The 20,682-nt window shown below is 69.6% G+C and carries 21 protein-coding genes; 14 read left to right on the forward strand and 7 right to left on the reverse strand.

Features of this window, described 5'->3' with window-relative positions:
* The first annotated feature begins 36 nt into the window (after positions 1–36).
* Positions 37–1,416 (forward strand): MFS transporter, encoded by a 1,380-nt coding sequence (locus KBX63_RS19520; protein WP_210912703.1) that lies wholly within the window; start codon positions 37–39, stop codon positions 1,414–1,416.
* A complete protein-coding gene (locus tag KBX63_RS19525) occupies positions 1,362–2,978 on the forward strand; it encodes an FAD-binding oxidoreductase (RefSeq protein WP_210912704.1) in 1,617 nt (538 codons plus the stop codon). Before KBX63_RS19520 ends, KBX63_RS19525 begins: the two co-directional genes overlap by 55 nt.
* Before the next feature lie 76 nt (positions 2,979–3,054).
* Here KBX63_RS19525 and KBX63_RS19530 read toward each other — a convergent pair whose 3' ends face one another.
* The 3 genes from KBX63_RS19530 to KBX63_RS19540 all read right to left on the reverse strand — a co-directional run bounded on the left by KBX63_RS19530 (position 3,055) and on the right by KBX63_RS19540 (position 5,609).
* Positions 3,055–3,951 (reverse strand): universal stress protein, encoded by an 897-nt coding sequence (locus tag KBX63_RS19530; RefSeq protein WP_210912706.1) that lies wholly within the window; start codon positions 3,949–3,951, stop codon positions 3,055–3,057.
* Positions 3,952–3,987: 36 nt separating this feature from the next.
* Positions 3,988–4,728 (reverse strand): SDR family oxidoreductase, encoded by a 741-nt coding sequence (locus KBX63_RS19535; RefSeq protein WP_210912708.1) that lies wholly within the window; start codon positions 4,726–4,728, stop codon positions 3,988–3,990.
* 155 nt (positions 4,729–4,883) lie between these two features.
* The gene (locus KBX63_RS19540) at positions 4,884–5,609 is read right to left on the reverse strand and encodes an alpha/beta fold hydrolase (protein ID WP_210912710.1); all 726 of its coding nucleotides are present in this window, start codon (positions 5,607–5,609) and stop codon (positions 4,884–4,886) included.
* Positions 5,610–5,792: 183 nt separating this feature from the next.
* Between KBX63_RS19540 and KBX63_RS19545 the strand changes: the two genes are divergently transcribed.
* From KBX63_RS19545 to katG, 3 genes are all read left to right on the forward strand, one after another.
* Positions 5,793–6,446 (forward strand): sigma-70 family RNA polymerase sigma factor, encoded by a 654-nt coding sequence (locus KBX63_RS19545; RefSeq protein WP_210912712.1) that lies wholly within the window; start codon positions 5,793–5,795, stop codon positions 6,444–6,446.
* A gap of 210 nt (positions 6,447–6,656) precedes the next feature.
* Entirely contained in the window at positions 6,657–7,085 is a 429-nt protein-coding gene (locus KBX63_RS19550) for a Fur family transcriptional regulator (protein ID WP_210912714.1), read from the forward strand.
* Between the two features lie 23 nt (positions 7,086–7,108).
* Positions 7,109–9,385, forward strand: coding sequence for a catalase/peroxidase HPI (gene katG, locus KBX63_RS19555; protein ID WP_210912715.1), 2,277 nt, complete (start codon positions 7,109–7,111; stop codon positions 9,383–9,385).
* Between the two features lie 97 nt (positions 9,386–9,482).
* Here katG and KBX63_RS19560 read toward each other — a convergent pair whose 3' ends face one another.
* The gene (locus KBX63_RS19560) at positions 9,483–9,887 is read right to left on the reverse strand and encodes a hypothetical protein (RefSeq protein ID WP_210912716.1); all 405 of its coding nucleotides are present in this window, start codon (positions 9,885–9,887) and stop codon (positions 9,483–9,485) included.
* A 173-nt stretch (positions 9,888–10,060) separates the two neighbouring features.
* Between KBX63_RS19560 and KBX63_RS19565 the strand changes: the two genes are divergently transcribed.
* The gene (locus tag KBX63_RS19565) at positions 10,061–10,789 is read left to right on the forward strand and encodes a tetratricopeptide repeat protein (protein WP_210912717.1); all 729 of its coding nucleotides are present in this window, start codon (positions 10,061–10,063) and stop codon (positions 10,787–10,789) included.
* A 53-nt stretch (positions 10,790–10,842) separates the two neighbouring features.
* Here KBX63_RS19565 and KBX63_RS19570 read toward each other — a convergent pair whose 3' ends face one another.
* Positions 10,843–11,391 carry a hypothetical protein gene (locus tag KBX63_RS19570; protein WP_247662698.1) on the reverse strand — a complete coding sequence of 183 codons (549 nt, stop codon included), beginning with the start codon at positions 11,389–11,391 and terminating at the stop codon, positions 10,843–10,845.
* Positions 11,392–11,575: 184 nt separating this feature from the next.
* Here KBX63_RS19570 and KBX63_RS19575 point away from each other — a divergent pair, with 184 nt between their 5' ends.
* The 3 genes from KBX63_RS19575 to KBX63_RS19585 all read left to right on the forward strand — a co-directional run bounded on the left by KBX63_RS19575 (position 11,576) and on the right by KBX63_RS19585 (position 13,416).
* On the forward strand, positions 11,576–12,376 hold the full coding sequence (locus KBX63_RS19575; protein WP_210912718.1) for an SDR family NAD(P)-dependent oxidoreductase: 801 nt from the start codon (positions 11,576–11,578) through the stop codon (positions 12,374–12,376).
* Between the two features lie 57 nt (positions 12,377–12,433).
* Complete coding sequence (locus KBX63_RS19580) at positions 12,434–12,931, forward strand: DinB family protein (protein ID WP_210912828.1); 498 nt, start codon at positions 12,434–12,436, stop codon at positions 12,929–12,931.
* Between the two features lie 62 nt (positions 12,932–12,993).
* Complete coding sequence (locus tag KBX63_RS19585; protein ID WP_210912720.1) at positions 12,994–13,416, forward strand: GNAT family N-acetyltransferase; 423 nt, start codon at positions 12,994–12,996, stop codon at positions 13,414–13,416.
* Here KBX63_RS19585 and KBX63_RS19590 read toward each other — a convergent pair.
* The gene (locus KBX63_RS19590; RefSeq protein ID WP_210912722.1) at positions 13,379–13,741 is read right to left on the reverse strand and encodes a DNA alkylation repair protein; all 363 of its coding nucleotides are present in this window, start codon (positions 13,739–13,741) and stop codon (positions 13,379–13,381) included. The genes KBX63_RS19585 and KBX63_RS19590 overlap by 38 nt on opposite strands.
* A gap of 129 nt (positions 13,742–13,870) precedes the next feature.
* Between KBX63_RS19590 and KBX63_RS19595 the strand changes: the two genes are divergently transcribed.
* Positions 13,871–14,485 carry a dihydrofolate reductase family protein gene (locus KBX63_RS19595; protein WP_210912724.1) on the forward strand — a complete coding sequence of 205 codons (615 nt, stop codon included), beginning with the start codon at positions 13,871–13,873 and terminating at the stop codon, positions 14,483–14,485.
* Here the strand turns inward: KBX63_RS19595 and KBX63_RS19600 are convergent.
* Positions 14,482–16,023 (reverse strand): FAD-binding oxidoreductase, encoded by a 1,542-nt coding sequence (locus KBX63_RS19600; RefSeq protein ID WP_247662699.1) that lies wholly within the window; start codon positions 16,021–16,023, stop codon positions 14,482–14,484. The genes KBX63_RS19595 and KBX63_RS19600 overlap by 4 nt on opposite strands.
* A 291-nt stretch (positions 16,024–16,314) precedes the next feature.
* Between KBX63_RS19600 and KBX63_RS19605 the strand changes: the two genes are divergently transcribed.
* The 4 genes from KBX63_RS19605 to KBX63_RS19620 all read left to right on the forward strand — a co-directional run bounded on the left by KBX63_RS19605 (position 16,315) and on the right by KBX63_RS19620 (position 20,638).
* Positions 16,315–17,154: an ABC transporter ATP-binding protein gene (locus KBX63_RS19605; RefSeq protein WP_210912832.1), complete on the forward strand. Its 840-nt coding sequence runs from the start codon at positions 16,315–16,317 to the stop codon at positions 17,152–17,154.
* A gap of 290 nt (positions 17,155–17,444) precedes the next feature.
* Positions 17,445–18,764, forward strand: coding sequence for a hypothetical protein (locus tag KBX63_RS19610; protein ID WP_210912726.1), 1,320 nt, complete (start codon positions 17,445–17,447; stop codon positions 18,762–18,764).
* A gap of 181 nt (positions 18,765–18,945) precedes the next feature.
* Positions 18,946–19,872, forward strand: coding sequence for an ABC transporter ATP-binding protein (locus tag KBX63_RS19615; RefSeq protein ID WP_210912834.1), 927 nt, complete (start codon positions 18,946–18,948; stop codon positions 19,870–19,872).
* A complete protein-coding gene (locus tag KBX63_RS19620) occupies positions 19,850–20,638 on the forward strand; it encodes an ABC transporter permease subunit (protein WP_210912728.1) in 789 nt (262 codons plus the stop codon). Before KBX63_RS19615 ends, KBX63_RS19620 begins: the two co-directional genes overlap by 23 nt.
* The last annotated feature ends 44 nt before the right edge of the window (positions 20,639–20,682 follow it).

The raw sequence follows: 20,682 nt of genomic DNA on the forward strand, positions 1-20,682 counted from the left end.
CTACCAGCGCTTCCTGCTCCGCCAGACGATTGCTGCGTGAATGCCAGACGCGAGATCGCCGCCATGCTGACAACCACCTTCGTGAGCTGGATGGGTCAACGTACGACGGCCGTCGCGCTTCCGCTCGTCGCGCTCGCCGAGACCGGATCCGCCTGGTCCACCGGGTTGGTCGGTGGGGCGGTAGGCCTGCCCATGCTCGCCTCGCCCTGGTGGGCCAGGCGCCTGCGTCAGCGACTGACCACCGGCAGAGCCCTGGCCTGGGTGCTCGCGGTCCAGGTGGTCGGCCTGCTCGTCGTTCCGGTCAGTGCGGCTGTCGGAACGGTCGGTGCGGTTCACCTCGCCACCGCCGGGCTCGTCACCGGATGCGCCACCGCGCTGAGCGGCCCGGGGCAACGAGCGTTGCTTTCGGACCTCGGCGACAGCCTCGGGTCCACGCTCGCGGCGGAGCTGCTGGCCTGGCAGGACTTCGTGCACCGGAGCACCATGATCCTGGCGCCACCGGTGGCAGGGTGGGCCGTGGTCGTCGGCGGCCCGTTGCCCCTGCTGTGGGCGGAGGCCGCCGGCGTCGGTGCGGGAGCGGTCCTCCTGCTCACCGTTCGCGGCACCGCGACGGTCGCCTTGCCGGCCCGCTCGGCCAATGCTCCGGCCCTGCGTCACGTGTTGGCGCAGCACGGGGACATTCGCCGTGCCGTGACGATGTCCGGAGTCGGCGGGCTCGTATGGTTCGCATTCACCCTCGGCCTCGCGATCCTCGGCGCCGAGACCGGGCGACCTGGGCTGCTCATAGCAGCCGGCATGACCGGGTACGGCGTGGGCTCGCTCGCCGGTGCTCTGCTGGCGCCGATGCTCGTTCCGCGAATGCCGATGCTCGCGACGATGGCGATCGGATGGGCCGTCCTCGGCGTGACGTTCATGGTCCTGCCCGCCGTGGCGTCGTCCGTTGTCCTGCTGGCGTGCGTGGCCGCCGTTGGTGGCTTCTGCATGCCGCTCGGCATCGGCGCGCTCAACCGGATCATCAGCACGCGCACCGATGGCGCCGACCGGCGAGCCGCCTTCGCAGCGGAGAGCCTCGTGCACGACGGGGCGGTGTCCATCGGTCTGCTCGCCGGGGGAGCGGTGATCGGTGTCGTCGGCTCGGGCCCGACCCTCGTCGCCGCCGGAGTCGCCCAGATCGTCGTCGCGCTCTTCGCCGGTCCGTGGCTCAGAATTCCAGGCCGGTCCTGCGTCCTGGGTCCATCGCAGGTTGTGGCCACGGTGGCGGACGAGGTGTGCGCGGCGCGGACGACGGCATCGACGCGGCGCCGGCCGTCGAGTACGTTACCGACGAGTACATCTGGCGGTGGCGACGACGGGGAGGCCGCATGGCCGGGCAACGCCGTTCGTGGTGGGGCTGGGGGCACGTCGAGGACGCGGTGACCGGCGCGGAGGCCACGGCGTTGGCGGACCGGGTGCGTACCCTGCTGCCCGACGTCGACCTGACCGAGCACGTTGCGCCACCGGTGGCCGAGCTCGGCTTGCGCCCGCCGCGGGTCGATCCGCCGACGTCACTCGCCCGGCTGTGCTCGACAGACCTGGCCGACCGGGCCGCGCACACCCATGGCAAGGCGTTCCGGGACGTCGTCCGCAACCTGCACGGGAAGGTCCACGACCCACCGGACCTGGTGATCCGGCCGGTGACCGAGCAGGATGTCGTCGACGTGCTCGACTGGTGCGCCGGCCGGGACATCGCGGTGATCCCGTACGGCGGCGGCTCCTCAGTGGTTGGCGGTGTGGAGCCGCGGCTCGGCGACGCGTATCCCGCGGCGGTCAGTCTCGACCTCGGGCGCCTCGACCGCGTGCTGGAGGTGGACCGGACCAGCCGGGCGGCCCGCATCCAGGCCGGCGTGTTCGGCCCGGCGCTCGAGGACCAGCTCCGGCGGCACGACCTCACGTTGCGACACTTCCCGCAGTCGTTCGAGTTCTCCACCCTGGGCGGCTGGTTGGCCACCCGCGCCGGCGGTCACTACGCCACCGTCCTGACCCACATCGACGACCTGGTGGAGTCTCTGCGGGTGGTCACCCCGGCGGGCATCAGCCAGTCGCGCCGGCTGCCCGGCTCCGGCGCCGGGCCGTCCCCGGATCGGCTGTTCCTCGGCTCGGAGGGCGTGCTCGGCGTCATCACCGAGGCGTGGATGCGGCTGCAGGACCGGCCCCGCTGGCGGGCGGCCGCCTCGGTGCACTTCACCGACTACGACGAGGCGGTCGCCGCCACCCGGGCCATCGCCCAGTCCGGTCTGCACCCGAGCAACTGCCGGCTGCTCGATCCGGCGGAGGCCCTCCTCAACGCCGGCGCCGCCACCACCGGCGGCGTGCTCGTCCTGGGATTCGAGTCCGCCGATCATCCGGTCACACCGTCGCTGGACCGCGCCGTCGAGCTGTGCCGCGACCACGGGGCAAGCCTGCCGAAGTCGTCCCGCAGCGACGACTCGTCCGGCCCACGGCAGCGGACCGCCGCCGACGCCTGGCGGTCGTCGTTCCTCCGGATGCCGTACCAACGCGACGCGCTCGCCGCGCGGTCGATGATCGTGGAGACGTTCGAGACCGCCTGCACCTGGGACCGATTCCCCGCCTTGCGGGCCGCCGTGCTCGACGCGGCCGGCGAAGCGCTCCGCGCCGTCGCCGCGACGGGTGTGGTCACCTGCCGCTTCACGCATGTCTACCCGGACGGCCCCGCCCCCTACTTCGGCGTGTACGCCACCGGCCGCTGGGGCGCCACCCTCGCCCAGTGGGACCAGATCAAGCACGCCGTCTCCGACGCGCTGCTCGCCGCCGGCGGCACCATCACCCACCACCACGCCGTCGGCCGCGACCACCGACCGTGGTACGACCGGCAGCGTCCGGACCCGATGGCGCTCGCGTTGCGCGCCACCAAGAGCGCGCTCGACCCGTCCTGGATCCTCAACCCCGGCGTTCTCGTCGATCCCGCCGGCCGGCGTTGACCCGGTGCCGACCTCGTGGCTCGGCAGGCCATGGTGCCTGCGCAGACCCCCGGCTGCGGTCGGGTGTCGTCGAGGATCAGGAAACGTCGGCCTGGCCGGGGTGCCGCACGATCGCCAGCGGAGCGTGCGAGTGGTGCAGCACCGCGTGGCTGACTGAGCCGAGCAGCAACCCGCCCAGCGCGCCGCGGCCGTGCGCGCCGACGACCACCAGCTGCGCCGCCTTCGACTCCTCCACCAGTACCCGGGCGGGGGAGCCGCGGACCAGCCGGTGTCGCACCGGAACGTCCGGGTGGCGCTCAGACCAGCGGGTCACCGACTCCGCGAGGGTGCGGTCCTCGTCGGAGGCGAGGGCGTCCAGGTCGTGGACCGAGGTCAGTATGTCGTCGGGGCCGACCGAGGTGAGGTGGAGCCCGGCGTGCACCGTGACCAGCGGGGCGTCCCGACGGGCGGCTTCCTCGAACGCGAACCCGACCGCCTCGCTGGACAGTTCCGAGCCGTCCACGCCCACCACAACCGGGCCGTCGGCCCGTGGCTCACCGCGTACCACCAGCACCGGGCTCTGGGCGCGGGCCGAGACCTGCACGGTCACCGAGCCGATGAGCAGGCCGGCGAGGCCGCCCAAACCACGGTGACCGAGTACGACCAGCGCCGCCTCCCGGGACTCGCCCAGCAGCACCGGAGTCGGCGCGCCGGTCACCACCTCGCCGGTGGCCGGCACCTCGGGGCAGAACTTGCTGGCCTCGGCGACCGCCTCGGCAACGTACCGCTCCGCCTGATGGCGCAGGCCGGCGTCGGCCGGAGCGCCCGGCGCCGGGGTGAGCGGGACGCCGGTCAACGGCCAGATGAAGGCGTGCACGACCCGCAGCGGACGCTGCCGGTACGCCGCCTCCCGGGACGCCACCCGGACCGCGTCCAGTGCGGCCGCGGAGCCGTCCACACCAACCACGACGGGGGCGGCGCTGTTGATCGTCATAAGATCCTCTTTCGTCGTGCTCGGCCTACCCGCAGGTCAGCGGGCCAGCCAGTCGGCGTACGTGACCTCCCCGAGGACCGCCCCACCGTCCGGCACCAGACTCCGCTCGCTCAACTCCGAGCCGAAGTAGCGCGCGTGCGGGTCGGTGACCACCTCGCGCGGATCGCCCAGAGCAGCCAGGGCGGTCCGGAAGAATTCGTCCATCCGAAGCCGCTCGGGCCCGGCCACCTCGACCCGCCCGTTCGACGGCGATCCCAACGCCACCCGGACGAGCGCCTGGGCCACCTCGTCGCCGGCCATGGGCTGGAAGAGCACCGGTGCCATCCGGACCTTGTCACCGTCGGCGCCAGCGTCGGCGATGCCCTTGACAAACTCGAAGAACTGCGTCGCGTGCACGATCGAGAACGGGATCGACGAGTCCGCGATCAGCTTCTCCTGCGCAGCCTTTGCCCGGAAGTAGCCGTTCTCGGGCAGCCGCTCGGTCCCCACGATCGACAGCGCCACGTGGTGGCGCACACCGGCCGCCGCCTCCGCCGCCAGCTGGTTGCGGGTGGAGGTCGTGAAGAACTCCATCACCGCGGCGTCCTCCCACGAGGGGGCGTTCGACACGTCGACCACCACGGACGCCCCGGCCAACGCCTCGGCCAGGCCCTCGCCGGTGAGGGTGTTGACGCCGGTGTTCGGCGCCGCCGGCACCGCCTCGTGGCCGTGCTCGCCGAGCTTCGCCACGACCTTCGACCCGATCAGGCCGGTGCCGCCGATTACCACGATCTTCATGAGAAACCCTCCTGTCGGCCGGGGCATCGGTTGCCGTCCGGTCACCAGCTAAGACCGGGAACTCCCCTGCCCTGTGACACCTCCGGCAAAATGTCCCCGAACGTGCTGATTCCCGGCCAGCACCCCGTCACTGAATGCCTCCAGTCGACCTGCCCTCATTGCGCTACGACCGCGTCCACGGCCTCGAGGATCGACGCCGTCACGGCTTCAGGCTGCGAGATGCTGAGCGCGTGGGACGCTCCGGGCACCTCGCGGACGCCCCTGGCGCCGGCCCGGTTCGCCATGAAGCGGTGCAGGGGGACCGGGATGGTGAGGTCCTCGTCGCCGAAGACGAACCACGACGGGATCGACTTCCACGCCGGGGCGTCCGTCGGCAGCCCTGCGGTGAGGGCGGTCTCCGTGACCGGACGCTGGGTCGCGCTCATCAGGGCGGCCTGCGTGGGTGGCACGTCGGCGGCGAACTGGTGGTGGAAGGCGTCCGGCCGGATGGCGAGTTCGTTGCCGCCGGTCGTGACCGGGTACGCGGTCAGCGTCTGGCCAAGGGTGCCTCCCGGGAACCTGTTCGACAGCTCGAACGCGGACTCGCCCTGCGCGGGCGCGAACGCGCAGACGTAGACGAGGCCGGCCACCTTGTCGTTTCCGGCGGCGGCTTCCGTGATCACCATGCCGCCGTACGAGTGGCCGACGAGCACCACGGTTCCGTTCATCCCGGCGATCACATCGCGGAGGTAGGCGGCGTCGCCCGGCACGCTGCGCAGCGGGTTGGCGACCGCGATCACGTGGATGAACCGGTCCTGCAATCGCTCGACGACCCCGGACCAGCTCGCAGATTCGGCGAAGGCGCCGTGTACGAGGACGACGGTCAACTTCTCGGTGGTCATGGTTCTCCTGGTGAGTTCGAGTGCCTCCATCAGCCGAGACAGTGCAGCCGCGGAATCTGTGACAGGCGCGTGGCAGCCGTCACTGCTGGGTTCCGATGTTGGGAATTGCCGCGCGTCCGGCCCACGATGGGACTGGCGGCAGCCGCGACGTGATCAACGCGGGCGAGGGACGGGGGAGCTGCTGTGAAGCACGAGCCGGCCGGGACGGGTGATCTCGAGGAGGCCGCTGCTGTCTTCACGAGCGTGCGGCCGCGCCTGTTCGGGATCGCGTATCGCATGCTCAGCAGCGCCACCGAGGCCGAGGATCTTGTGCAGGAGGTGTGGCTCCGGTGGCAGACGTGTGACCGCGACGCGGTGGTCAACCCGGCCGCGTTTCTGGCGACGACGACGACCCGGCTGGCCATCAACGCACTGCAGTCCGCGCGGGTGCGGCGTGAGACGTGCATCGGACCATGGCTGCCGGAGCCCGTCGACACGAGCGCGGACCTGTACCTCGGGGTCGAGCGGAGCGAGGCCCTGGAGTCCGCGGCCCTGCTGCTGTTGGAGAAGCTCACGCCCAACGGACGCGCCGCGTATGTCCTGCGGGAGGCGTTCGACTACCCGTATGCGCAGATCGCCGAGATCCTGCAGTCGACCGAACCCGCGGTGCGTCAGCTGGTCAGCCGGGCGCGCCGAGACATAGCGAGTGAGCGGCGTACGCCAACGAGCGCGGCCGCGCACCGGCGACTGCTGACCACGATCGTCGCGGCTGCCCGTTCCGGCGACATGACCGCGGTGGAGCGGGCGGCCGCGATGACCGTACGACAGCGAGCGCGGCCCCGCAGCGGCAGCCGCTGACCAGGTTCATCGCGGCCGCCCGCTCCGGGTCGTCACCTGCCGCTCCCGCCCCGTTCGCGCGCCGGCAAGCTTCGGCCTGCTGGTACGGATCAGTGGTGGGCGGTAGCGTGTCTGGTATCGCGGTGTTTCGCCCTTTCGGTGAGGTCCCCCTAGCGGGTCGAGTCTGAGCCAAACTTGAGCTACTCCAGAAAAGTGGACTATGTTCGGCACGTGGCGTCCGACTTCGAGGCTCAGCTGCGGGCGGTCTCGTTGCGCGTGACCCAGCCCCGGATGGCGGTGCTCGCCGCGTTGCGCGACCATCCGCACGTCGACACCGACACGGTGATCCGGCTGGTCCGGACCGACCTCCCGGCGGTCTCGCACCAGGCGGTGTACGACGTGCTGCGCGCGCTCACCAACGCCGGTCTGGTGCGGCGCATCCAGCCCGCCGGTGCCACCGCCCGCTACGAAGCGCGGGTGGCGGACAACCACCACCACATCGTGTGCCGCTCCTGCGGTGCGATCGCCGACGTCGACTGCGCCGTCGGCCAGGCTCCCTGTCTCACCGCCTCGGACGACCACGGGTTCGTGGTCGACGAGGCGGAGGTCGTCTACTGGGGCACCTGCCCCGACTGCGCGACCGAACGCACCGCCCAGTGATCCGTCAGTTCGGAAGGAAGTACATGAGCGACACCCAGGACAACGCTCCCTCCAGCGCCCAGGGCGTGGACAAGAAGGCGGAGGCCGGCTGCCCGGTCGCGCACGACTCCGTGACCGCCCACGGCAGCGAGAGCGAGAACCCGGCGATCGACTCGCCGACCCCCAAGACCGGAGGTCGTCCGCGGACCAACCGGGACTGGTGGCCCAACCAGCTCGACCTGTCGGTGCTGCATGCCCACTCCTCCAAGGGCAACCCGCTGGGGGAGAACTTTAGCTACGCCAAGGAGTTCGCCAAGCTCGACGTCGAGGCGCTCAAGCAGGACATCATCAACGTCCTCACCACCTCGCAGGACTGGTGGCCGGCCGACTTCGGCCACTACGGCGGTCTGATGATCCGGATGAGCTGGCACTCCGCCGGCACCTACCGCATCCACGACGGTCGTGGCGGCGCCGGCGACGGCGGGCAGCGTTTCGCTCCGCTCAACAGCTGGCCGGACAACGCCAACCTCGACAAGGCGCGACGCCTGCTGTGGCCGGTGAAGCAGAAGTACGGCCAGAAGATCTCCTGGGCCGACCTGCTCGTGCTCGCCGGCAACGTCTCCCTGGAATCGATGGGCTTCAAGACCTTCGGCTTCGGCTTCGGCCGCGAGGACGTCTGGGAGCCCGAGGAGATCTTCTGGGGTCCCGAGGACACCTGGCTGGGTGACGAGCGCTACGTCGGCGAGGCCGAGATGTCGCCCGAGGTCGGCGCGACCGAGATGGGCCTCATCTACGTCAACCCGGAGGGCCCGAACGGCAACGCGGACCCGCGGGCGGCGGCGTACTTCATCCGGGAGACCTTCGCCCGGATGGCGATGAACGACGAGGAGACCGTCGCCCTCATCGCCGGCGGCCACACCTTCGGCAAGACCCACGGCGCGGCCCCCGCCGACGACAACGTGGGCCCGGAGCCCGAGGGTGCCCCGCTGGAGGCGCAGGGCCTGGGCTGGCTGAGCAGCCACGGCGCCGGCAACGGCCGGGACACGATCACCAGCGGTCTCGAGGTGACATGGACCGACGTGCCGACGCAGTGGAGCAACCGCTTCTTCGAGATCCTTTTCGGCTTCGAGTGGGAGCTCACCACGAGCCCTGCCGGTGCGAAGCAGTGGGTCGCCAAGGACGCGCCGGAGATCATTCCGGACCCGTTCGACGCGTCCAGGAAGTACAAGCCGACGATGCTCACGACCGACCTGGCGCTGCGTTTCGACCCGGCGTACGAGAAGATCTCGCGCCGCTTCCTGGAGAACCCCGACGAGTTCGCGCTGGCGTTCGCCAAGGCCTGGTACAAGCTGCTGCACCGCGACATGGGTCCGATCGACCGTTTCCTCGGGCCGTGGGTGGCGGAGCCGCAGTTGTGGCAGGACCCGGTGCCGGCCGTCGACCACGAGCTCGTGGGTGACGCCGACATCGCCGCTCTCAAGGCGAAGGTCCTGGAATCCGGCCTCACGACCGCCCAGCTGATCTCCACCGCCTGGGCTTCCGCCGCCAGCTTCCGGTCCACCGACAAGCGCGGTGGCGCCAACGGCGCGCGGATCCGTCTCGAGCCGCAGCGCAGCTGGGAGGTCAACCAGCCCGAGCAGCTCGCGACGGTCCTGGAGACCCTTGAGGGCATCCAGCGGGAGTTCAACGAGGCCGGCGGCGCGAAGATCTCGCTCGCGGACCTGATCGTGCTGGCCGGCTCGGCCGCCGTCGAGAAGGCGGCGCGTGACGCTGGCGCCGAGGTGACGGTGCCGTTCCACCCGGGCCGCACCGACGCCACTCAGGAGCAGACCGACGTCGAGTCCTTCCGGGTCCTTGAGCCGCGCGCCGACGGGTTCCGCAACTACCTGCGTCCCGGTGAGAAGACCCAGCCGGAGGTGCTGCTCCTCGACCGTGCCTACATGCTCAGCCTGACCGCGCCCGAGATGACCGTCCTCGTCGGCGGCCTGCGCTCCCTCGGGGCCAACGTCGGCGGCACGCGGCACGGCGTCCTCACCGACCAGCCCGGCGTGCTCACCAACGACTTCTTCGCCAACCTGCTCTCCCCGGGCACCCGGTGGAAGGCGTCGGAGTCCGACGAGCACGTGTACGAGATCCGGGACCTGGCCACCGATGAGGTGAAGTGGACCGCGACCGCGGTCGACCTCATCTTCGGCTCCAACTCCCAGCTGCGGGCCCTCGCGGAGGTCTACGCCAGCGAGGACGCGCGCGACAAGTTCGTGGCTGACTTCGTGGCAGCCTGGACCAAGGTCATGGAACTCGACCGGTTCGACCTCGACTGACCCGGCTTGAACGGACGAGCCCCGGTCGATCCACCAGCGATCGTCCGGGGCTCGTCCGCCCGGCGGCTCCGGCGGGCTCGGTGCCCGGCACGGCCGATCAGCTGCCGCTTGGCAGCCCGTCGGTCCCGTCCTGCTGGGCCGCGGCCAGGAGCTCACGGGCGTCGGCTTCGTCGGCGGGGGCGACCAGCACGTGGACCCCTTGCAGTTGTAGGTGCGGCTCCTGCCCGCCGACGTCGTCCGCCGCCACGGCGGCTCTGAGGCCGTAACTGCGCAGCAGGCCGACGATGAGCTCCGCCTCCGTGCGGCTGCCGACGACCGTCAACGACACCGTTGCGCCTTCCCTCATGGCAATCCTCCTTCGTTCCAGCTCGCTCGCCGTCTGGGCGACGGACGCACCGACAGATGCGGACCCGACGAGGAGACCTGAGCATCGAGGTCGGCGCAGCGCCAGGAAGATCGCCTCGGAGAACGTCGGGAACGGCTGGATGACATGGAACAACACCGACAGGGGCGTACGGGCGTGAATCGCCAACGTCGCCAGCCCCAGTCGGAGCACCTGCCGCCGAGCAGCTCGGGTTTCACCATGGCGACTCGCAGGCCGCCAGCGCCGACTCCGCATCGCAGCCGGGGCTGACCCGATGACCGACCAGGACGGACACCCAGGGGAGAGGCCCAATGAACTTCAGTGAGAACGTGCGCTCGGCCTTCCGGCGGGGGGAGACCGACGCCGTGGTGCGCATGAGCGAGGCCGAGATCGAGCGCGCCCAGGCGGCCGGCGACCCGGCCGGCGAGGTGGAGGCCCGATACAGCCTGGCCCGGGTCGCCATCCGTGGCGGTGATCTGCCGGGCGGAGAGGCCCGGGCGGGGGAGGCCCTCGACGTCGCGCTGCGCTCCGGCGACCGCCGCCTCGAGGAACGGCCGAGGCATGTGCTGGCCGGCGTGGCCCGGATGTCCGGCGACCTGCTCCGGGCTCGTGATCTGTACCGGGACAGCATCGCCCTCAACGAGTCGCTCGACCAGCCCGAGACGGTCAGCTCGGAGTATCACAACCTCGCGTTCTGTGAGCTGGGTCTGGGCAATCTCGACGTGGCGAGGAAGCTGTTCGCCGATGGCCGTGAGCGGGTGTTCCGCAACGGCTGGGCTGACTTCGTGCCGTACGTATGCGTGGCGGGTGCCGCGCTCGCCTCGGCCGAAGGTGACCACGCGCAAGCGGCGCGGATGATCGGTGTCACGGATGCCGCGTTCGCGTCGCTTGGCCAGGTGCCGGACCCTGACGACGCGGCCGACCTCGCCAAGACGCGCGCCGCCGCGATCGAGGGGCTCGGCCCGGCCGCCTTCGACGAGGAGTACGCAAGAGGCCGGCTCCTCGACCCGCGTGCGGCTTTCGCCGACGATCGACGCTGACCCGACGTCCGCGAGGCTGCCTGACCGCCGGTTCCCCGGCCGGCGGTCAGGATCTATGCAGCTCGGGTCGGGGTTGGCGCGTTGTCGAGCAGTGCGCCCAATCGAGCGGCGGATTCGTCAGTCAGGCGATAGAGGCCCTGGAGGCTGATGGAGCGTTCGAGACGGCCGTCGACGACGTACTTCAGGGTGCGCTCGTCTCCCCGTCGGTTGCGCCAGGTCAGCGCGGTGAGCAGGTCGCCGGGGATGGCCACGTCGAAGCGGATCGGTGTCGCTTCGACGTGTACGGGGCTTGCCCCGCATCCGCCGGCGCCGAGCATCGCCCAGGCGTCGTGACCGGGATAGGTCAGGTCACCCCATGTTGTCGGAGCAGCGCCGCAACACGTGCGCTGCTGCTTGTCCAACACCCGTAGACGGCTCACCACGTAGACCACGCACCGGTTGACGTGCAGCGCGAAGACATCGTCGCCGGCGCCGACGCTCGTCCAACTGGGAAGCGACTGGTGCATCCCGCTGAACGCCACCGGGGGACGCTGGCCGACGCGGTCCCGGCGTAGCTCGCGGCAGACGTCATGGGTCCACAAGGTGGTGAAAGCGGCCGACATGGCCGTGATCATAAAAGGGATGACCGACAGTCTCGATCCCGCACCGCGAACGGCGAACGGCGAACGGTCATGAGATTCGGACCTTGCGGCGTCGTTCAATCGGCCCACGTCGGGGCGTCGCCCGCCGGATGATGTCCTGACGGACGTCTCACGGTGCGGAGGACGATCAAGGATGGTCGACCAGATGCCGGGAACCGTCGTGCTCACCGGAGGGACCAGCGGGATCGGTGCTGCGGCGGCGCGGCGCGTCGCCACATCAGCCCGACGACTGCTCCTGCACGGGCCGGAGCCACACTCGGCAGTGCAGCCGCTTCTGGACGAGCTTCGCCGCGCCGGCCGAGCCGAAGTGGTCTACGCGCGGGCCGACTTCGACCGGCTGGACGACGTCGTGGCGCTGGCGAGGAAGGTGGCCAGCGCCACCGAGCAGGTCGACGTGCTCATCAACAACGCGGGTCGCCCCGGCGCCGAGAGCCGCAGGTGCAGCACCGACGGCTACGAGGCGACGTTGCAGACCAATTACCTGGCGGCCGTCCTGCTCACCGAACGACTCCTGCCACTCATACCCGCGACGGGCCGGGTGGTGCACGTGTCGTCCGCGACCCATCTCTCTGCCCGCCTCGACCTGGACGACCTGCACTTTCAGCAGGGCTACCAGCCGGCCGCCGCGTACGCCCGGTCCAAGCTCGCGCTGGTCGCCCACGCCGCCCGGCAGTCCCGGCACTACCGGTCCGGAATTGTCAGCGTCCACCCGGGAGTCGTCAACACCCGGCTGCTGCACGCGATGTTCGCTGTTCAGGGTGAGGATGCGTCATACGGGGCTGCGAACGTCATCCACGCCGCCTGTGATCCGGGCGTGCCCAGCGGCGCCTACCTGGACGAGAGGCGGGTCGCTGAGCCGGCCGAACAGGTCCGCGTGGCGAACTTCCAGGACGGCCTCCACCAGCGGACCATGGCGCTGCTTACTCCCTGGCTCGATGGGCGCTAGGACGTCGAGCACCCCGCCTGGTTGCTCTTGGGTGACGAGTCCTGGGATGCTTCGCCTATGGTGTCCCTCCCGGCGACGTTCGCCGAAGATGTGATCGACCAGCCGGCCAAGGCCCAGTTCGAGGTGTTTCTCGATGAGCACCGCCGCGCGCTCAATGACTGCTTGGACGGGCTGACCGAGGAGCAGGCGCGCCGATCGATGGTGCCGTCCCGGACCACGCTGCTGGGCCTGGTGAAGCACGCGACCTTCGTCGAGAAGGTCTGGTTCGACGAAGCCGTCACGTGCCGATCGCGCGCCGAGATCGGCATCCCCGCGACGCCGGACGAGTCGTTCATCCTCGACGACGGCGACACCATCGCCACGGTCCGGCGAGCACACGCCGAGGCATGCGAAGCGTCACGCCGCGCGGCGTCCTCCCTCGGACTGGACGACATGGTGCACGGCAACCGGCGCGGCCCGCTCCCGCTGCGCTGGGTGTACCTCCACATGCTGCGCGAGCTCGCTCAGCACTGCGGGCACGCAGACATCCTGCGCGAGCAGCTCCTGAGCGATTAGGACGTGGCCTGCCGATCAGGGCGGGCCCCGAAGTTTGCTGCCTCGGCCCTAGCATTGGGACGATGCAGGAGGTTCGGCTGACGGTTCGGCCAGCGAGCTTGGCGGATGTTCGCTCGGTGGTGGAGTTGCGCCTGGCCAACGCGGAGGCGCACCTCGCTCTCGACCCCGGCAGCTACCGCGTTCCGCAGCGCGAGGCGGTGGTGCGCCACTTCACGGCAATGCTGGCCGACGAGCCGAGGCGGGATGCTGTTCTCGTCGCTGAGACTCGTGAGGGCCGGGTGGTCGGGATGGTTGAGGTGCTGCGTCATCCCGATCCGCCCGAGCATCAGATCCTGCGTCCTGAGCCTTCGGCGCAGGTACACACGGTTGTACTGCCCGACGTCGGAGGATGCGGGGTGGGAGCAGCGTTGCTGGAGGCGGCCGAACGCTGGGCAACCGACCGGGGCATCACCTACCTGTCGGCCGGTATCCATCCCAGTTGTTGATGCGGCCGGTGTTGGCCAGGATGAGGCGGAAGATCTGGCCCCGCTCCTCCTCGTCTCCCTTGGCGAACCTCCGCACCAGGACGAACAGCGACGTCAGCCTCTCCTCGTGCACGCTGCTGCTCAGCAGCTGCGCTGTCTCGGCCAGGGAGAGGTCGCGCCAGTACCGGGCCGCCACCCTGCGCTGATCCGGCACGGAGACACCGATGGCCCGGTCGCCCTCGCCGTACCCGCCCGGCATCATCTGCAGGAACCGGCTCGATCCCTTCGCCCGGCGTGGGTCGGCGAGGCGGGCGAGTTCGTGACGGACGTCGGCGGTCGTGGCCATGACTGTGCAACCTACCGCGAGCTCGACATGCCGAACTCTCCGTCGGCGAGGATCGGTGGCTGGCCGATGAGTTTGGGATGATGCCCCGGTCTACCAACCGACACCACCCGACTCGAAGGGATCACCCTGATGGCAAAGGTCATCTCCACGCTGTTCATCTCGGCCGACGGTGTGGCCGAGATCGACCCCGACTGGCACTTCCCGTACTTCGACGAGAACATGGGTCGCGCGGTCGGCGAGGACTATGACACCGCTGACGTGCTGCTCATCGGTCGCGAGACCTACGACAGCTTCGCCGGAGCATGGCCCGAGCGTGAGGCCGCGGGTGGGGAGGACGCACCGTTCGCCAAGCAACTCGGGGACGTGCGCAAGGTGGTCGTCTCGCGCCAGCCGCTGGAGTTTTCCTGGCGCAACTCCGAGCTGATGAAGGGCGATCTCCTCGATGCCGTCACCTCGCTCAAGGCCGATGCCGGCAGCAGAGGCATCCTCATCCCCGGGTCGATCTCCGTGGTGCAGCAACTGCTCGCCGCGGGCCTGGTCGACGAGCTGCGCCTCCTGGTGCATCCGGTAGCCGCGCGTAAGGGCCGCAAGCTGTTCGACGAGGGCGACGCGCCGTACCACCTGAAGATGACGTCGACGGAGGCGTTTCCGACGGGCGTGATCCGAGTGATCTACTCGCCGACCTCGGCACCCGCCAAAGTGGGCTACGACGAGGTCAAGGACCAGGTACCCGAGGGGCACTAGACCGTTGCCGGTGGAATGCTCTGCTCGTACTGGAAGACGTTGTGGGGGTCGTACTTCGCCTTGATTTTGCGCAGCCGGTTGAAGTTGCGTCCCCAGTAGGCGGTTTCCCACTCCGCCATTCCGATGTTCGGCACGTTGACGTAGGCACCGTCCACGTACGGCCGCAGTGCCTGGCCGAATTCGGCGATCCAGGTCTGGGCAATCGGGGTGACGGCGTCGCCGCTGTCTGGCTCTCCACGAGTGCCCCATCCGGCGCCGGGCTCGGAATAGAAAAGCGCGTTGCGATGCGGGAACGCCGTGCCGCCGCGGGGCTCGCTCGTTTGAGCCCCCGTGCCAAAGGCCTGAGTGAAGAAGTTGCTGTCCTCCGAGGGCGCGTTTTCCATGAATGTGCAGATCAGGTTGATCGCCTTTTCCGGGAATGGCTCGTTGGTGAACTGCGAAAAGAATTTCCAGTTCGCGGGCTCGTCCTCGGTCGGAATCTGGAATCCGGCATATGTGTCGCCCCAGCCCCCGGTCTGCACCGTTACCTCGGGATTGCCAATCGAGAGGACCGGCGCCAGCAACTCCTTTGCCTCGCCCTCCCCTCCGTCCGCGACGACCCCGAACAGCAGAATCTGGGATTTGTGGATCTCCAGCTGGGTTCCGAGGCGGTTGTCGGCGAACGGTGCGGTGCGCTGCCATGTGTCGAAGACCCGGTACAGGTCGTCGAGGCCCTCCCAGGTCGCCTGGAGGTAGGCGACCTTCTTCAGGGGAGCCACCTTGTAGGTGAGTGAGGTGACGATCCCGAAGTTGCCGTTTCCCGCTCCGCGGAGCGCCCAGAGCAGGTCCGAGTGGTGCTGCAGGTCCACGTCGATCGCCTTCGCGCCGTCGGCACCCGACGCGACGACAATCTCCGCCCCGATCAGGTTGTCGCAGGCCATGCCGAGGTAACGGGTGAGGAAGCCGAAGCCGCCGCCGAGGGTCGCACCGGACAGGCCCACGCTTCCCTCCGTTCCGGTCGTTACCGCAAGGTCGTACTCACCGAGCGTGGTCACCGCCTCCAACTGATTGAGCCCGGCGCCGACTCTCGCGATGCCACTGGCGGTGTCGATGTGGGTCGACTTCAGTTCGCTGACGTCGATCACGATGCCGTTGTCCACGTTCGACCAACCCTCGAGGCTGTGGCGGCCGCTCCGCACCCGCAGCGCGACGTCGTTCTGCCGCGCCCACGTGAGGGCGTTGACCACGTCCTGGGTCTCCTGAGCGAAGACGATGACCAGCGGATAGCGAACGAAGAGTTCGTCCCAGCCGAGGCTCGCATTCGCGTACCCGGGGTCCTGGGGACGGACGATGCGGCCGGTCAGCTTCGCCGGCGGGCATTTCGCGCTGACGGATGAACCCGAGCCGTCGGCTGCAATGGCCGGTACGTCGCTGGCCATGATGCCCGGCAGAACGACCGCCCCCGCGCCAACGGCCGCCGTCGCCTTGAGGAGGTCGCGACGAGACAGATCGCGCATGGTCGGTGTCCTCTCGATCGGGTTACGCCAGTAATCGACCAAGAGAATTCTTGCTCTCCATCTGGCGGGCAAACCCACGGTAATACGGGAGGCTTCTTCGCAGATCGGACATCTTGTCGCAGAACCCGGTCGGGTGATCCTCGCCCCGCGCCCGTAATTCCATGCCTGAGGGCCGGAAGCGGGTCTGTCTGCCGGGTGACTGCGGGAGTACGGTGATGGCAGGTGTGCCGGGAAGCCTGGTCGGCGTTCATGATCCACGTCGATCGAAAGGCTTGTCCGTTGACCGATTCCGCCCTGCGCACCGTCGGGCTCACCAAGCGATACGGCCGCCTGATGGCCGTCGACGACCTGACTCTCGAGGTCGCGGCTGGTGAGGTGTTCGGCTTCCTCGGCCCGAACGGCGCCGGCAAATCCACCACGATCCGAATGCTGCTCGGTCTCATCCGGCCTACAGCTGGGCGAGCCAGTGTCGTTGGCGTCGACGCCGCAGACGTCACCCGTGCACACCAGGTACTGGCCTACGTGCCCGGCGACGTCGCGTTGTGGCCACATCTGACCGGCGCGGAGATCCTGCACCTGTTGGCGCGTATCGGGCCTGGCACCGATCTGGCCTACCAGGACGAGCTCATCGAGCGGTTCGTGCTTGATCCGTCCAAGCCGGCTCGTACGTACTCGACCGGCAATCGGCAGAAGGTCGCGCTGGTCGCGGCGTTCGCCACCCGCGCGCCACTGCTGGTACTGGACGAGCCGACCAGCGGCCTGGATCCGCTGATGGAACGCGAGTTCCGCACCGCTGTCACACAGGCACGCGACCGCGGCCAGACGGTCTTCCTCAGTTCCCACCAACTCGCCGAGGTGCAGGCGATCTGCGACCGGGTCGGGATCCTGCGCGCCGGCCGGCTCGTTGAGGTCGCGTCCGTCGCGCGGTTACGTGCTCTGCAACGCGCCGAGGTGACCGTCGCATTCACCGGCACCCCACCGGCACTGTCTGCGGTGCCGGGCGTCGAGACGGTGGAGGCCATCGGCGACGGGCAGCTGCGATTCTTCCTGACCGGGCCGCCCGCACCCGCGCTGAGCGTCCTCGCCGAGGCCGACGTCACGGCGCTCACGGTGCGCGAGCCGAGCCTGGAGGAGATTTTCCTCGACTACTACGGTGCCGAGGCGGCGCGATGACAAACTTCGCGTTTACGCTCCGGGCCGCTCCGGGACAGGCCATCAGCCGCCTGGCACTCCGGCAGATTCGCCGGGGTGGCCTGCTCGTCCTGGCGTTCGCCGCAGCGATGCCGGCCATCGTGGTGGGCGGCTACGACAGCATGATGTCCGACCCGGCCGCCGTGGCGAGCCTCGACGCGCTGGCCGGCAACCCGGCTATCCGCACTCTGTTCGGCGACCCGGTCGCGCTCGGCGAAGCCGGCGGGTTCACCGTGTGGCGGGTCGGAACCGTTGTCGCCGTCGTCCTCGGCGTGTGGTCGACCCTCGCCACCACCCGCATCACCCGAGGTGAGGAAGATGCCGGACGCTGGGGTGTGCTGCTGGCCGGCCGGGTGCGGTTGCGCGATGTCGTGGGCCGGCACGTTGTTGTCGTCGCGCTCGTGCCGCTCGCCGCCGGTCTCGCAGCCGCCACGGCGCTGTCGAGCGCGGGACCCGACCGGGCTGGCGCGGCCGTGTACGGTGCGGGCCTGGCGGCCCTCGGGCTGTTCGCCGTCGCCGTCGCCACGTTGGCCGCGCAGATCTTCCCGGCCCGGGCCGCCGCGACCGGCGTCACGATCGCCGTGCTCGGCGCCGGCCTGCTGGCGCGCATGATCGGAGACGGTCTCACCGCCCTCGGGTGGCTGCGCTGGCTGTCACCGTTCGGCCTGATTGAACTCAGCGCACCGTATGCGGGGAATCACCCGCTGCCGTTGCTGATCCTGCTCACAGCGGCGATCCTCGTATACGGCGCCGCGCTGGCAGCGGCCGACCGTCGCGATGTCGGCGGTGGTCTCACGGCGCCAGCCACGGGCCGACCCGCTCGTCTGCGGTTACTCGCAACGGTGGAGGCGTTCGCCGTGCGCCGGATGCTGGCTCCGTTGGCCGGCTGGTCCGCCGGCGTCAGTGCCTACTTCTTGTTGATCGGTATCACCAGCATCTCGGTGACGGACTTTCTGGCCGACAACGCCGCGTTCGTCGACGCCGCCGCGCAGGCGGGCTTCACCGAACTGGACAGGGTCGAGGGTTTCACTGCCGCGATCTTCGCCCTGCTCGCCCTCCCCGTCGGCGCCTTCACCGCGGTACGCATGGCCGCGTTCGTCGCCGCGGAGTTCGATCGTCGCCTGATTATGCTGGCCGCCCAGCCACTGAGCCGGCTCCGGCTGCTCACGGCTGAGCTCACCGCGACGATCGGCGGAGCGCTCGTCCTTGTCACCAGCGCCGCGATTGCCACCTGGGTGGGCGTCACCGTCGTTGGAGGCGACTTCGCACTCAGCGCCGCACTGCAAGGTACGTGGAACACTCTGCCGATCGTTCTGCTCAGTGCCGGCGCCGCCATCCTCGCCACCGGCATCGCGCCCGGCGCCGTCACAGCCTTCGGCTGCCTACCGGCTACCGGTGGCTTCCTGCTGAAGGTGACCGCGGACAGCGCCGCCGCGCCGACCTGGGTGGCGAACCTCTCGCCCTTCGCCCATCTCGCACCGGTGCCCTTGGCCGCTGTCGATTGGCGGGGCGCACTCGTGATGACGGGTCTGGCGGGAGTCCTGACGACCACAGGCGCGGCCGCATACCGACGACGCGACCTGCGCGGGTGACCTGTTGTGCGTCGCCACGCGGACCGGAGCAGCGGGTATCAGTGCGGCGCTCGGTCTGCGTGGCGACGATCGACTGGACTGCACGGGCCGCCGGTTTGCCGATCTCCGGCAATGGCATCAGGGGGATGTCGGCCGGATGCTGCCCTGGATGCCGGACAGGGGTGACCGCGACGATGTGGACATGACAAGCGACATTGCCCTGCTCGCCGAGGACTTGACCAAGTTCTACGGTCAGCGCCGCGGCGTCGAGGGCCTTGACCTGGAGGTTCGTGCCGGCGAGGTGATGGGGTTCCTGGGACCGAACGGCGCCGGGAAGACCACCACGATCCGGCTGCTGCTGGACTTCCTGCGCCCGACCCGTGGAAACGCGACCGTCCTCGGGCTCGACCCGCGCCGGGACAAGGCCGCACTGCATCGTCAGATCGGTTACCTGCCCGGCGAACTCATGTTCCCCGGGCGGGACAAGGCGGAAAGCCTGCTGCGCTTCTTCGCTGAGGCACGCGGTGGTGTGGCCTGGTCGCAGGTGACGGATCTGGCCGAGCGGCTCGACCTGGACCTGTCCCGTTCGGTGCGCACGATGAGCAAGGGCAACAAACAGAAGGTCGGCCTGGTGCAGGCGTTCATGCACCAGCCGGCGTTGCTGATCCTCGACGAGCCGACCAGTGGCCTGGATCCACTCATGCAGCAGGAATTCCTGGCCATGGTCCGCGACGCCAGCGTCGCCGGGCAGACCATCTTCATGTCCTCCCACGTCCTGGCCGAAGTGCAGCAGGCCGCCGACCGGGTCGCCATCGTCCGCGACGGCCAGTTGGTCGCGGTCGAACGAGTCGAGTCACTCGGAAAGCGGGCGGTCCGCGCCGTCGAGATCCACTTCGATGATCCGGTGGAGCCGTCAGAGTTCAGCGTCCTGCCCGGGGTGAGCGACGTCGTCGTGTCCGGACCGGTGCTGAAATGCACGATCGACGGCCGCATGGACCCGCTGATCAAGGCAGCGGCGCGGCACGAGGTTGTGGACATGCTGTCGGCCGAGCCCGATCTGGAAGAGACGTTCCTGTCGTTCTACTACCACGGGGAAGGAGCCGGCGATGCTTCCCGCGCTGGTGCGTAAGACCTGGCGTGACGACCGCTCGTCGTTGATCGGCTGGGCCGTCGGTGTTGCCGCTTTCACCGGGATTTACACCTCGTTCTACAGTCAGTTCCAGGGGGCGGCGGAGCTGAAGCAGGACGCTCTGCCCCAGGGCATGCTGGACTTCCTCGGAATCGCCGACATGCTGTCGCCCGCCGGCTACCTGCAGGCGACCATCTTCAGCCTGATCGGCCCACTGCTCGTCCTGATGTGCGCCATCACGCTGATCGCCCGAACGATCGCTCGGCCGGAGGAGGACGGTGGCATGGAGCTGATGCTGGCCAATCCGCTGTCGCGAGCCGCTTTCGCCTGGCAACGTGTGGCCGCCGCCGGCAGCGCGCTCACGGCGATCGCCGCCATCCCGTGGATCCTACTGATGATCGTCGTTCCCTGGATCGGCATGGACATCTCTCTGTCCAGGGTCGCTGCCGCTTCGGCCGGCCTGGTGGCCCTGGTGTGGTGCTTCGCCGGCATCGCCTTCCTCGTCGGTGCCGCCACCGGAAAGCGGGGTGCCGTCCTCACGATCACCGGTGGTCTCGCCGTTGCCACCTACATGGTCAACGCCATCGGCGGCATGCTCGACGGGTGGCACTGGGTGCGCTGGCTCTCACCGTTCCACTACTTCATCGGCACGGACCCGCTGCACACCGGCTGGCACCCGGTCGAGCTTCTCACCCTTGTGCTCCTCGGCGCCGCAACCACGACTGCCGGGGTGATCCTGTTCGACCGCCGCGACATCGGTGTGTAAACCCGAGGCTGGTGGCCGCCGTCCACTGCCGTCCACCGGCACGC

Origin of the sequence: Micromonospora sp. U21, assembly GCF_018070045.1 — a bacterium.
In the GTDB taxonomy this organism is placed as follows: domain Bacteria; phylum Actinomycetota; class Actinomycetes; order Mycobacteriales; family Micromonosporaceae; genus Micromonospora.